This window comes from Rhizobium sp. BK176 (assembly GCF_024808055.1).
The window spans coordinates 1-13194 of the sequence record NZ_JANUBV010000027.1; the positions used below are offsets into that span (position 1 = coordinate 1).

The 13194-nt window shown below is 60.5% G+C and carries 12 protein-coding genes; 10 read left to right on the top strand and 2 right to left on the bottom strand.

All coding sequences use genetic code 11. The features are described from left to right. From FHT76_RS36370 to FHT76_RS41530, 9 genes are all read left to right on the top strand, one after another. Nucleotides 1-365: hypothetical protein (locus tag FHT76_RS36370; protein ID WP_310503304.1), on the top strand; the 365-nt coding region annotated here is incomplete at its 5' end. Nucleotides 366-826: 461 nt separating this feature from the next. After that, nucleotides 827-1678 (top strand): AraC family transcriptional regulator, encoded by an 852-nt coding sequence (locus FHT76_RS36375; RefSeq protein WP_183758378.1) that lies wholly within the window; start codon nucleotides 827-829, stop codon nucleotides 1676-1678. A gap of 153 nt (nucleotides 1679-1831) precedes the next feature. Further along, complete coding sequence (locus tag FHT76_RS36380; protein ID WP_259186464.1) at nucleotides 1832-3238, top strand: MFS transporter; 1407 nt, start codon at nucleotides 1832-1834, stop codon at nucleotides 3236-3238. Nucleotides 3239-3325: 87 nt separating this feature from the next. Next, complete coding sequence (locus tag FHT76_RS36385; RefSeq protein ID WP_405049529.1) at nucleotides 3326-6310, top strand: molybdopterin cofactor-binding domain-containing protein; 2985 nt, start codon at nucleotides 3326-3328, stop codon at nucleotides 6308-6310. Beyond that, a complete protein-coding gene (locus tag FHT76_RS36390; protein WP_183758382.1) occupies nucleotides 6307-7140 on the top strand; it encodes a xanthine dehydrogenase family protein subunit M in 834 nt (277 codons plus the stop codon). The genes FHT76_RS36385 and FHT76_RS36390 overlap by 4 nt, the downstream gene beginning before the upstream one ends. Then, nucleotides 7128-7655, top strand: coding sequence for a (2Fe-2S)-binding protein (locus FHT76_RS36395; RefSeq protein WP_183864701.1), 528 nt, complete (start codon nucleotides 7128-7130; stop codon nucleotides 7653-7655). The genes FHT76_RS36390 and FHT76_RS36395 overlap by 13 nt, the downstream gene beginning before the upstream one ends. Continuing rightward, nucleotides 7648-9195 carry an AMP-binding protein gene (locus FHT76_RS36400; RefSeq protein WP_183758386.1) on the top strand — a complete coding sequence of 516 codons (1548 nt, stop codon included), beginning with the start codon at nucleotides 7648-7650 and terminating at the stop codon, nucleotides 9193-9195. Before FHT76_RS36395 ends, FHT76_RS36400 begins: the two co-directional genes overlap by 8 nt. Then, nucleotides 9192-9977, top strand: a complete 786-nt coding sequence (locus FHT76_RS36405; protein ID WP_183758388.1) for an enoyl-CoA hydratase/isomerase family protein — start codon at nucleotides 9192-9194, stop codon at nucleotides 9975-9977. Before FHT76_RS36400 ends, FHT76_RS36405 begins: the two co-directional genes overlap by 4 nt. 156 nt (nucleotides 9978-10133) lie before the next feature. After that, complete coding sequence (locus FHT76_RS41530) at nucleotides 10134-10832, top strand: alpha/beta fold hydrolase (RefSeq protein ID WP_405049530.1); 699 nt, start codon at nucleotides 10134-10136, stop codon at nucleotides 10830-10832. Between the two features lie 299 nt (nucleotides 10833-11131). On the opposite strand, the gene FHT76_RS36410 is transcribed toward FHT76_RS41530, so the two are convergent. Together FHT76_RS36410 and gatC are read right to left on the bottom strand one after the other, a co-directional pair. Next, nucleotides 11132-11686 (bottom strand): SOS response-associated peptidase family protein, encoded by a 555-nt coding sequence (locus FHT76_RS36410; RefSeq protein ID WP_310503305.1) that lies wholly within the window; start codon nucleotides 11684-11686, stop codon nucleotides 11132-11134. A gap of 457 nt (nucleotides 11687-12143) precedes the next feature. Continuing rightward, a complete protein-coding gene (gene gatC / locus FHT76_RS36415) occupies nucleotides 12144-12431 on the bottom strand; it encodes an Asp-tRNA(Asn)/Glu-tRNA(Gln) amidotransferase subunit GatC (protein WP_183758393.1) in 288 nt (95 codons plus the stop codon). Nucleotides 12432-12920: 489 nt separating this feature from the next. Here gatC and FHT76_RS36420 point away from each other — a divergent pair, with 489 nt between their 5' ends. Beyond that, the gene (locus FHT76_RS36420; protein WP_259186468.1) at nucleotides 12921-13094 is read left to right on the top strand and encodes an SPW repeat protein; all 174 of its coding nucleotides are present in this window, start codon (nucleotides 12921-12923) and stop codon (nucleotides 13092-13094) included. The last annotated feature ends 100 nt before the right edge of the window (nucleotides 13095-13194 follow it).

Genomic DNA, 13194 nt, shown 5'->3' on the forward strand with positions numbered 1-13194 from the left:
CGCCGCTTCGCCGCTCGCTCGCTACGGCGCGATTGAGAACGCGCTCACGAGCGGCTTCGCTACCGCCGACCTACACCATTCGGCGGGACACGACCGTGCTTCAGCAGATAGCCAACGATGCTGTAACGAAAGGGCCGACTTCTCTGGTGCCGCACCACGTAACTCTTCGACGTCCGATCGATATAGTCAATTCGCGCGTCCTGTCGGCGCATGACAAAAGGACGATCCTTGCTGCGTGGGCCTCGGATTACTACGCAGTGGAGTCCGAGCCAGCCCTGAGAAAAATACCGGGCACGCCCGCGCCGGTAACGATAGATGAGGTTCAGTCGGCTCTCCTGGAACTTGATCGACGATTCAGTTTCTAGCTGCAAGAGATTAATTCATACAGCGGCAACATGAGTTTCGATGCTGCCGCTCTATCGCGATCTCTCTCGAAAGCCTTGCGCTGGCACGCGTTGGACAGCGGTTCTCGGGTGCGCGGGGGAGGTGCGTCTAGCGGCTATATTTCCGACGGATGCACCGAGGCTGTGGTTGCCGCGGAAGCCGTGGTGGCGATCGGCAACAACTCCAGCCGCTCCTTCGCGACGAAGAATGCACGGTGTTACCCAGAGGATGCTGACACGCACTCTCCGCGAGGGATGCGCTGGTCACACCGGAACGTCGCTGCAGGACAGCCGGCTTGGAACGACGACCTTATCCGACGATGCCTCATGATGATATTCTCTCGTCGTTATTGTGCCCGCCAAGATTTGAACCCAGCGCAAATTTGTGTGTTGCCTTGATGATGTGTATAGTCCTCAGCAAGTTGCCGGCCTAGGAGGAAAGAATGTCGGACGCACTTCGGATCGCCTATGGCGATTTCGGCCGGGTTGCGCTTCTGGACATGGACCGTCCTCTGGTGCGCCATGCCCATCCTTACTGTCATGTGCTCATCAAGGTTGAAGGCGCTGACAGTTTCTTTGCCGTCGGCGACAAAATCGTACCACTGACGGAAACCCAAGCGGTCCTGGTCAATGGCTGGGAGCCGCATGCCTATGTTCACGATCCACTACGTCCGAAGACGTTGATCCTGGCACTCTATATCGAGCCCGAATGGCTGAAGATGTTTCGCAGCGGCTGGCAGGCGAGCGGCGCGCCGGGCTTTTTCGCGCAGCCCCAAGGCGAGATTTCGCCGCTCATCCGATCTATCGCCCGGGATCTGGCCGCGGAGATGATGATGCGGCCGGATGCGCGAGCAAGCCATGAGCAACTGCTGGCACGGTTGATGATTGCCGTCATCGAGCGGTTTAGCGCCTGGCGGGAACATAACGGCTCGATCCGCAGCCTCGCCGCGTCACCGCTCGTCGATTTCCGCATTCGGCGCGCCATGCAAGCAATGCGGGAAGACTACCAGCACGGCGAGAACATGAATGCGCTCGCCACCAAGGTCGGGCTGTCGCGTGCCCATTTCTTCCGCCTTTTCGAAGCGCAGGCACATGTCTCCCCCCGCGTCTATTTCAACGTCATCCGCGTGGAGGCCGCCGTCGATGCCAGCGTGAATTCCGACGACAGCTTTTCCCTGATCGGCGAGCATCTCGGCTTTTCCGCTCCCACGCACTTTAATCGCTTCTTCCGTGATCACCTCGGCGTGTCGCCTGGCGAGTTCCGCAAGGTCGCAAGAGCCTCGACCGGCGTGTGAAGCAAGGCGCTTACCGCGCCGCAGCATATTAAATGATACTGCAGGGTCATGCGTGAGACTGCCGCGTATCGCCAACCTCCCGAAAATTTAGAACCCTGAGAGCCTGAACTGCGCCTTGGGATGAGGTGCGTCCGGCCTAACGCCGGAAGCGCCATGGCTTGTGGTTCGGACAAGACCGTCTGCGAGCCGGGGACGTTTCCAAAGCCGGCGGGAGGAAGAGAATTGACCATCAGCGACACCACGGCGGGGATTTATCCGGCCGAACGCAAACAGATCGTTAGCGCCATCGTCTCATCCCTGCTGGGGTGGTCGCTGGATCTCTACGATCTCTTCATTCTTCTTTACGTCGCGCCCGTCGTCGGCGCACTGTTCTTTCCCTCGAGCCATCCGACATGGTCGCTCGCCGCGGTCTACGCATCCTTCGCGGTGACGCTGCTGATGCGACCGATCGGTTCGGCGATCTTCGGCCACTTTGCCGATGCGCGCGGCCGGAAGGGGGCCATGTTGGTCGCTATCGTTGGTGTCGGCATCAGCACTGCTGCCTTTGGCCTTCTGCCGACTATCAACCAGGTCGGCTGGATCGCCCCTGTCCTCTTCCTTCTCCTGCGTCTTGTGCAGGGCGTCTTCGTCGGGGGCGTCGTGGCCTCAACCCATACGATCGGCACGGAATCGGTTCCGGAAAACTGGCGCGGCGCCGTGTCCGGTCTTGTTGGCGGCGGCGGCGCAGGCATCGGTGCGCTGTTCGCCTCTATCGTCTTCCTGATCACCTCCACCATTTTCCCGGGCGACGCCTTTGCCGAGATGGGCTGGCGGGTGATGTTCTTCTCCGGCCTGATCAGCGCACTGCTCGGCTGGTTCATATTTAACAACCTGGAAGAATCGCCGTTCTGGAAGGAGTTACAAAGGAAAAAGGCTGCGAGTAAGACCGCAACTCAGGACACCGTCGTCGCCTCGCCCTTGAAGCGCCTTTTCTCGCCCCAGTATCGGAAGATTCTGCTCCTCAATCTGCTGATCACCACGGGCGGTGGCGCCGGCTACTACCTGACTTCCGGCTACATGCCGACCATGCTCAAAGTGGTCAACGAGATCCCCAACAGCACATCCTCACTGATCCTGATGGGCAGCAGCGTCGCCGCCTTCATCGCCGCGGTGGTGATCGGCATGCTGAGCGACCGCATCGGCCGCAAGCCGACCTTCCTGATTGTCGGCGTGCTTGCCGCCATCCTTTTGCCGGTCTGCTATCTCGGCATGGCATCGGCGACGACCATTCCTACCATTACGCTCTATGCCATGGCGATCGCCTTTATCGGCAATGCCGGGTACGCGCCGGTGCTGATCTTCCTGAATGAGCGGTTTCCAACGGAAATCCGCGCCAGCGGAACGGGCCTGTCCTGGAATATCGGCTTTGCCATCGGCGGTATCCTGCCGACCTTCGTCTCGCTGGTAAGCGCAACGCCGGCGGATATCCCGACCTCGCTGTCGATCTTCGCTGCCTGCGTCTTCGTGCTCTTCCTGATCGGCGCGATCGCCACGCCGGAAACCAAAGGCGCTTTGCGCTGACGCGACCGTTAGCGGCCGGGCCCGCCGGCCGCCCCTCTTTCACAGCCTGAAGGTATCACAGTGAACACCACATCGCAGACATTCGATATCAAGGAGGCACGGGCGATCGCGACAGAGACATGGGTCGGCAAGTCCATCCCCCGCGTCGAGGATGGTGCCATCCTAACCGGGCGTGGCCGCTATATCGATGACCTCGCGATCAAGTCGGGCACCTGTCACGCTGCCATTCTCCGCTCCCCTCACGGCCATGCCCGGATCGAGGCGATCGACACCGAAAAGGCAAGGGCTCTGCCGGGCGTCGTTGCCGTTCTCACCGCCGAAGACATCCAGCGTCGCGGCAGCTCGCTGGTCGTCGGCGTCAAGGCGCCGATCGAATGCTGGCCGATCGCCACCGACAAGGTGCGCTATTTCGGCGAGCCGGTAGCGATCGTCGTTGCCTCCAGCCGCTATGTCGCCGAGGATGCGCTTGATCTGATCGAGATCACCTATGCTTCGCTTGCTGCCGTTACCGACCCCGTCGAGGCACTCGGCGAAGGCGCTCCTATCCTGCATGAGGGCCTGAAGGGCAATCTCGCCAACGAACGCAGCTTCACCTATGGCGAACCGCAGGCCGCTTTCGAGGCTGCGGCGCACACGATCTCCATCGATATCCGCTACCCGCGCAGCGCCTGCACGCCGATCGAGACCTACGGTGTCGTTGCCGAATATGATCCGACCGACGACAGCTACGATATTCTTGCCAATTTCCAGGGGCCATTCAGCATCCATGCGGTGATGGCCCGCGGCCTCAACGTCCCTGGCAATCGCCTGCGGCTGCGCACCCCTGCTGATTCCGGGGGCAGTTTCGGCGTCAAGCAGGCGATCTTCCCCTACGTCGTGCTGATGGGGATCGCCGCCCGCGTCGCTGGCCGGCCGGTCAAATGGATCGAGGACCGACTCGAACATCTGATGGGCTCGGTCACCGCCACCAACCGAGTCACCCGGCTGGATGCGGCGGTCGAGGCCGATGGCCGCATCACAGCGCTGCATTGGGATCAGCTCGAAGATTGCGGAGCCCATCTGCGCGCGCCGGAACCGGCGACTCTCTACCGCATGCACGGCAACATGACCGGCGCCTATGCGATCCCCAATGTATCGATACGCAACCGCATCGTGCTCACCAATAAGATGCCGACCGGCCTCAACCGCGGCTTCGGCGGCCCGCAGGTCTATTTCGCGCTCGAAAGGCTGATGCAGCGAATTGCCGTAGAACTTTCGCTCGATCCGCTCGATGTCATGCGTGTCAACATGATCCCGGCTTCCGCCTTTCCTTACCGGACGGCGACCGGCGCCCTTTATGACAGCGGCAACTACCAGGCGGCCATGGACATCGCCACTCGCGAGGGCGGTCTGGACGAGCTTCTGGCGCTGCGCGACCAAGCCCGGGCCGAAGGACGCATCTTCGGCATCGGCTATGCCGCCGTCGTCGAGCCGAGCGTATCGAACATGGGCTATATCACTGCCGTTCTCAGCCCCGAGCAGCGCATCAAGGCCGGGCCGAAGAATGGCGCCCAGGCCACCGCGACGATCGGCATCGATGCGCTCGGATCGGTCTCCGTCCATGTCGCGTCCGTGCCGCAGGGACAGGGCCATCGCACGGTCCTGTCACAGGTTGTCGCCGACGTCCTTGGCCTGAAACCCGCCGATATCCGCGTCGTTTCGGAACTCGATACGGCGAAGGACGCCTGGTCGATCGCTTCGGGCAATTATTCCAGCCGCTTTGCCGCCGCCGTCGCTGGTGTGGCCGATATCGCCGCCCGGCGCGTGCGCGCGAAACTCGCGGCGATCGCGGCAAAGCAGCTGAAAGCGGATATGGTGGCGATCGTCTTCGAAGGTGGCCGCGTGCACGCAGGCGATCCGACGAAAAGCCTTCCCTTCGCCCGTGTTGCATCATCCAGCCATTGGTCCCCGGGTGACTTGCCGCAGGGGATCGACCAGACAATCCGCGAAACCGCCTTCTGGACGCCGCCGGAACTGACAGCGCCGGACGAGCAGGACCATGTCAATTCGTCCCTCTGTCACGGCTTCATCTTCGATATCTGTGCCGTTGAGATCGACCGCAAGACCGCGGCGCTGACAATCCGCAAATACGTCACCATGCACGATTGCGGCCGCATCCTGCATCCGGGCATGGTCGAGGGGCAGGTGACCGGCGGTTTTGCTCATGCGCTGGGCGCGGCGCTTCTTGAGGAGTCGAGCTATGGCGCCGATGGCAGTCTGCAATCTGGCACGCTTGCTGACTACCTGATCCCGACGATCATGGAGACGCCGGCGCTCACCATCCTGCATTACGAGAGCCCGTCCCCCTTCACGCCGCTCGGCGCCAAGGGGGTCGGCGAGGGCAATTGCATGTCGACGCCGGTCTGCATTGCTAATGCCGTCGCCGACGCACTCGGCATCCGCGATATCGAATTGCCGCTTGCGCCGGCAAGGCTCGCCGAACACGTCTTCGGCGAGGAACCGGCGCCGAAGACGCCCCCCAAGGCCAAGCCGAAGCCGAAGACCGCCAAGGCCGGCGAACGGGCTCTGTCGGGGGAAGGCGAGGCGATCGTCCAGGCGCCGCGCCAGCGCATCTGGGACATGCTCCTCAATCCTGACGAACTTATGTCGATCATTCCCGGCGCCCACGGTGTAAAGAGAGTCTCCGCCACCGAATTCAGCGCCGACGTGACGCTCGGGATCGGCCCTGTCAAGGGACGCTATTCCGCCGTCATCAAGTTGTCGGATCTCAACGAACCGGACTCGGTGACGCTCAGCGGCGGTACCAGCGGCGCGCTCGGCAATGGCGAGGGCACCGGCACCGTGATGCTGACGGAAGATCCGCCCGGCACGACGAAGATCCGATATCAGTACACGGCTGCCGTCGGCGGTAAGGTTGCCTCGATCGGCGGGCGCCTGCTGGACGGCGCTGCGCGGGTCGTCATCGGCCAGTTCTTCGAGGCGCTCGCCGCCAAGGCGGGCGGTAAGCGGCGCGGTTTCAATCCGATTGACACGATCCGACAGTTCGCAACGGCTATGGGGCTGATCCGATGAAACCGGCACCTTTCGACTATCTGCGCGCCGCCGACCTCGCCGAAGCTTTGGACATGCTGGACAAGGAGCAGGGCAATGTCCGTATCCTCGCCGGCGGCCAGTCACTGATCCCGATGATCAACATGCGGCTGGCGCGTCCGGCCGTGCTTGTCGACATCATGGCGGTTGATGCGCTACGCAAGATCGAGGACGACGGGAACAGCATGCGGGTCGGCGCCGCCGTGCGGCAGGCAAAGCTCGAACGCCATGCCGGCCTTCGTGACCGTCAGCCGTTGCTCGCCGCGGCGCTGAAATGGGTTGGGCATGCCCAGACCCGGGCCCGCGGCACCGTCTGCGGATCGGTCGCGCATGCCGACCCGTCCGCGGAACTGCTCACCTCACTGATTGCGCTCGAAGGCACGGTGCACCTGATGTCGCGCAAGGCAAAAAAGGAGCGCATCCTGCCGGCGGAGCAATTCGTCACCGGCATGATGGCGACAGCGAAGGCCGACAACGAAATGATTGTTGCTGTCACCTATCCGACAGCAAAGCCGGGGCATGGCTATTCATTTCGGGAGATTGGACGCCGGCATGGCGATTTCGCAATCACCGCCTGCGCCGCCATCGTCAATGAGCAGCAAGCCTTTCTGACCGTCGGCGGCGTGGCTGATGCCCCGACGCGGCGGGCGCTGCCGCTTCCGGGTACGGCCGATTTCGATGATGCGCTCAACCAGTTTGCCTGGGACCTCAATGCCCGGGATGATCTCCATGCCACGGCCCGCTACCGGCGGGATCTAGTGCGCCAGCTAGGCCGCCAGACTATCGAGGAGGCCGCGTCATGCCGCGCCTGACCGCCGACGGAAAACATCCTGTCACTTTTACCCTCAACGGCCGTACCGTGTCCGGCATGGCTGAGGCGCGCATGCTGCTCACTGATTTCCTGCGCGCCGAGCTTGGTATGACAGGCACGCATGTCGGTTGCGAACATGGCGTCTGTGGCGCTTGCACGATCCAGATAGATGGCGCTATGGCACGCGGCTGCCTGGCGCTTGCCGTGCAGACCGAAGGCTGCGACGTGCGCACTGTCGAGGGGCTTTCGCTCGACGGAAGCCGCCTCTCCATCATCCAGGAGGCGTTTCGCGAACATCACGGCCTGCAATGTGGCTTCTGCACCGCCGGCTTCCTGATGACGCTCGATGCCTTCCTGAAGGAAAAGCCGGAGGCGAGCGAGGCGGAGCTTCGGGAAGCTCTGTCCGGCAATCTGTGCCGGTGCACCGGCTATGCACCCATCATCAAAGCGACCCTCGCAGCCCAGCAGAAACTGCTGGCGGAGCGGGTGGCGGACACGGAGGAAACTAATGCTTGATCTTGGAACGACTTTTCTGGCGAGCCTAGAGCGGGAGCCGGGGGCGCTTGCGATCGTCGACGGGGACGTGCGGCTCAGCTATCGTGATCTTTATAAAAGCATATCGGCGCTTGTCGCCGCCTTCGACGATCTCGGTATGCAGCCAGGCGATCACCTGGTCAGCGTGTTGCGCAACCGCTGGCAGACGGCGACGCTGCACTGGGCCTGCCAGTTTTCCGGCGTGATCCTGACGCCGATCAATTGGCGCGCCAAGGCAGACGAGGTGAGCTATGCGGTTAGCGATTCCGAAGCCCGCGCAGTCGCTTTCGAGGAGTTTTCCGCCGAAGCCTGTCGCAGCGCCCACCTGCCTGACGGCATCCATCTGATTTCTCTTTCGCAGCCGGAAGCCGGCGAATTCTTTTTCGATGCGCTGCTCGATCGCGACGCGGCTCCGGCCCGGCCGCGTGTCGGGGCGGATGCCTGGTCGCTGATGCTCTATACGTCAGGCACGACCTCGCGGCCAAAGGGCGTTCCGCGGCGGCAGCGCGCCGAACGCGCGGCAGCGATCGCCCATGTAGCCCAAAACCTTTATGCCTATGGAGAGAAGACGCTTGGCGTGATGCCGCTCTATCATACGATGGGGGTCCGCTCGCTGCTTGCCTCCGCTATCACCAACGGCACCTTCGTCTGTATGCCGAAATTCGATGCCTCCGAGGCGTTGCAGATGATCGAGCGTGAGAAAATCGACAATCTCTATCTCGTTCCGACCCTCTATCACTCGGTCGTCAATCATCCAGATTTTACCGCTACCGACATTTCCTCTGTGCGCAAGCTCGGCTTTGCCGGAGCACCGATGACGGAAGGCCTCCTTAAAGTGCTCGACGCCGCCTTCAAGCCGGATCTCTTCGTCAATCACTACGGCTCGTCGGAAATCTACACCTGCACCATAAACCAGCGCGCCCAGATCAAGCCCGGTAGTGCCGGACGATCGGGCATCAACCAGATGATCCGCGTCGTCGCGCTCGACACCAATGATCCGGAGAACCGCGTGCCAGCCGGCCAGGAAGGCCAGATAATCGCGCTGATGGCCGGCGACGAGGCTTTCGAAGGCTATTGGCGGCGGCCGGATACGGATGTGAAATCCTTCAAGGATGGCTGGTATTTCAGTTCTGATACGGGCTATTTCGACGAGGACGGCGATCTCTTCGTCACAGGCCGCGTCGACGACATGATCATCAGCGGCGGCGAAAACGTCTCGCCGGTCGAGGTGGAAAGCTTGCTGTCGCTGCATCCGGGCGTCTCGGAAGTCGCGGTCGTCGGCCTGCCGGACGAAAAATGGGGCCGTGTTGTCACAGCCTTCATCAGCCGGACCAATGACGTGACCGACGCCGAACTGGACGCCTATTGCGCCATGTCAACTCTCGCCAATTTCAAGCGACCGCGCCGCTACGTCTTCGTGACGGAAATCCCGAAATCGCCCGTCGGCAAGCTTCTGCGCAGGAAGCTGGTAGAAGGCGAATACCAACTTGAATCAATGCAGAAGGAAAAGAGCCCAGCATGAGCAATCCCTTGTCCAATCTCGACGGCTTTCGTGTAGAGATCAATGCCGAGCAGCAGCGCGGCGACATCATCCTTTCCCGCCCACCATTCAACACCGTGTCAATGGCTCAGCGCGACCAGCTGAAAACCGCCTTTGAAGCGCTTGACGCGGACGACCGCGTGCGCGTTATCGTGCTGCGCGCCGAGGGCGAGCATTTCTCGTCCGGCGGCTATATCATGGGCTTCCTCGAAGCGACGCCTGAGCATGTCTCCAAGCTGGCCTGGAACATCGCCGCGCCGGCGCGCTGCGAAAAGCCGGTCATCGTTGCCAATCGCGGCTATTGCTTCGGCGTCGGTTTCGAAATCTCGCTCGCCTGCGATTTCCGCATCGTCTCGGAAACGGCGGAGTTTGCGCTTCCCGAGCAGAAGCTCGGCCAGATTCCCGGCTCGGGCGGCTCGGCCCGTCTCCAACAGATCGTCGGCATCACACGCACCAAGGACATTGTTATGCGGTCCAAGCGTATCAAGGCCACGCAGGCTTACGACTGGGGTATTGCCACAGAACTCGTCGCCGATGGAGAGCTCGAGGCTGCAACCGACGCACTGGTAAAGGAACTTACGGCCTTCTCGCCATTGGCGCAGCGCACTGCAAAAAAGCTCTTGAATGACAGCGAGGACACGTCGCTTTCTGCGGCAATCGAGCTGGAAGGCCATTGCTACAGCCGCCTGCGTTCTTCTGAAGACTTTGCCGAGGGCGTTAAGGCTTTCCATGAGAAACGCAAACCTGCCTTCAAGGGCCTCTGAACTCTAAGATTGAGCGGAACCAATCGGTGCCGGCCATAACCGCGCGCCGATTGCCGTTGGGGTAACGGATCCATGAGCATTGGCAAGTTTGAGGCGAGCAGCATGATGCTCCGCCTCGAGATGGGCCTTCACATTGAAGTGACGCGCTGGGGACCCATGCCGCCTCAACCGCAGATCGTATTACTCCATGAGGGACTAGGAAGCGTCTCGACATGGCGGAGATTTCCTGAGCAACTCGCTCTTGAAACCGGCCTCGGTGTCGTCGCCTATTCTCGCGAAGGATATGGTAGATCATCACCGCTTCAAGGTCCAAATGACGTTGATTATCTGGCAGTGGAGGCGCGTCGGCTTCCCGGAGTTCTTGATGCGATAGGCATCCGTCAAGCATACCTTCTTGGCCATAGTGATGGTGCCACGATAGCTCTACTTGCCGCAGCTCTGCATGGGGATAGGATTCGGGCAGTCTTAGCGGAAGCACCGCATCTTTATGTCGAGCCGGAGACGCAAAAGGCAGTACGTGACGTCGGTCTAGCGTGGGAAGAAGGCGCGCTCAAGAGGGCCCTTTCGTGCCACCATCATAGGCCCGAGCCGATCTTTCGTCGGTGGCATGACCTCTGGACAAGCGAGGGATTTGCCCAAAGGTTCGATATCAGATGGTGTCTGTCGAAAATCCGATGTCCGGTCCTTGCGGTCCAGGGAACTGAAGATGCTTTCGCATCGCCAAGGCAGCTTGCCGACATCCAGCGGATTGTTGCCTTGGGAAGGACGTTCTGGCTTGAAGGGTGTGGGCATGAGCCACATCGCTCCTTTCCTGACGCAATCATTCGGATGGCCACAGATATGCAACGTATTTGAAGCTCGCCCGGTGTTGGGTTCCACGTCGGCGAGGCGTGCCCGGTGAAGGTGAGGCGCCGAAATTTTTACTGAGTTAACACCTGTTCGAAAAGGTTATAGGTTCGAGTCTAGTCCAGACCTTCATGGATCAGGCGTCGATGTTCGGTCGCTTCGATCTGTTCGCTGACGCATCCTCTACGAGGGCGCCTACTGCGGCAGAACGTTCTTCCCATATCAGGATGAGTTAAGCGGGCAATGCATAAAACAGCATCCGGGGGACGGTAACATGAATGGGTTCTGCCCACCGCTGGAATTCGGAGTTAGAGCTTGCCAATTGGACCGTTCCCGCGGGCGGTCTCCACTTTCAGCGAGCCTCCCGGCAGCGGGCGCAACAACTCTTCCTCAGGCTTGTCAAGGTCGATCCACGCTTTCCAATCCCTCGGTCGAAGGACAACGAGCTGACGATTATGAAAAGGCTCCACGTCCGATCCCGGCTCCGTTGTCAACATCGCGAACGCCGAGGGCTGGCCTTTCCTGCTGGGTCGCCATATCGCAGCGATCGCCATGAACGTCGCGTCAACGAACGTCAACCGATGTTTGATCTTTTGATCTTTTTTCTTGGTAGGCTCGAAGAAGGCGCTGGCTGGTACAAGGCAGCGATGGCAATCGCTGAAATGTCTTCCTTGCGATCGAACGTTGAATACCGGGCCGCGCTTGCCGATGGGCGGAAAGCCGAACTTCATCTGCGCTAGCTCAACAATATTGTCGCCCGCAGGTCGGATGACCGGGGCCATGTCGCCGACCTTGATGTGGTCAGCCGGCGGCATGTCCAGTTCCGTTTGGTTTGTCGGCATGCCAAGCGCGAGATCCTGCATGACCTTGCAGTATTCGGCGTAGCTGGCGCGCTGTTCATACTCGTTGCACATTGGCAAGGCCTAAGTGTTCGGGAACCGTTCAGAACATCGCCATGGAACGGGGCCATCGACTGCGCTGATGCTTAAGCTTTCAAGCTTGGATGCTACTGACCCTTACCTTTAACGCCAGCGGCAATTGGAGTATTTATGAGTAGGAAGCTTAGCTCCACGGTTCGCAGTCAGCAAGTCATATGTCATCTGGCTGCTGAAGGGGGCTTACCTCACCGGCTATTGCGGTGCAAAACGGGAGGGCCTTCGCGATGACACATCATTCGATCACAAACGAGATCGGCAAGTTTTCGAGGCATCGGATGTGGGCCGGAAATCTCAAGCCCCTCACACGCGCAACGCAAAGGGGCGCATCGTGCGGCGGCAATCGCAGGCCGTGAATTTCTTCAAGGCCCGAGGCTGTCTCTGCTTAATCGAGAACCTTGGGGACAAGGAAGTAGTTGCGTTCACTGAGAGGTGCATTCGCCACGATCTCTTCGGCATGATTGCCTTCGGTCACCACATCCTGGCGCATTTTCATGGCTGTTGGCACAACCGAGGTCATCGGAGGGATTCGTTCGACATCAACCTCCAAAAGCTGCTCGACGAAGGTCAGAATTTCGTTCAGCTCGCCACTCATTATTTCAGCCTCGTCTTCGCTGAAAGCGAGACGGGCAAGGTGGGCAATACGTCTAATGGTCGCGATATCTATCGACATAGGTTGCGTCCGATTTGATGGCTTCCGTCGCCTTTTGCCGATCTGAGCCTTCTGCCGCTAACACTGACTGCTTAAAAGAAATCTGGCAAGTCCATCTCGAGGGCCCGCTGCGGTCGGTTCGCTTTACGCATCAGCGCCTGACGGGCCGTACTAATGGCGCCGTATTGAAGGCTGCACTGAGATTTGCGAAACTTCTCCAAGGCAGCACTTGAGCCGGGCTTCTCAAATACCAGATCGTCTGCCGTCAGTCGCTGGCACAGGGCTGGCAATGCTGGAAGCGCCGTCTTTCGGCGCTCCTTGACCGAGGCCGCGCGGGCCGACCATTTTCCGCCTTTCCGACGGCGCATTTATATCAGGCGGCCCCTCAAGATATTTGGACCGGAAATTCAATTCCCATCGAAAAAGTGCATTCATCTGATGGCTCGTGCCAGCTTTCGCTCTTCATAACTGTTCCGGCGGCCGCTTTTAGGCTTGGAGGCGCGGTAGGCTGTGTGTTTGAGCCGTGTCCTTTCCTGGCTGACCGTATCGCCCTGGATGCTTCAATTTGCGGCGAACATGAACGCGATGTGGACCCATGTGGTCCCGGTCGGTTCCCGGACTTCCCCAAGACCTCGTGGGCCATGTCTGCATCAACGCCAGGCAATCCGCTCCGGCGGTCTCTAAGCGGGGGCTGAAATGTTGTCCACCGACGGGGTGCATAGCCGTTGCCGAGCTTCTTCTGAAGGAGGCTACGCATGACTGTGTGTCATGAGTTACATTCGTC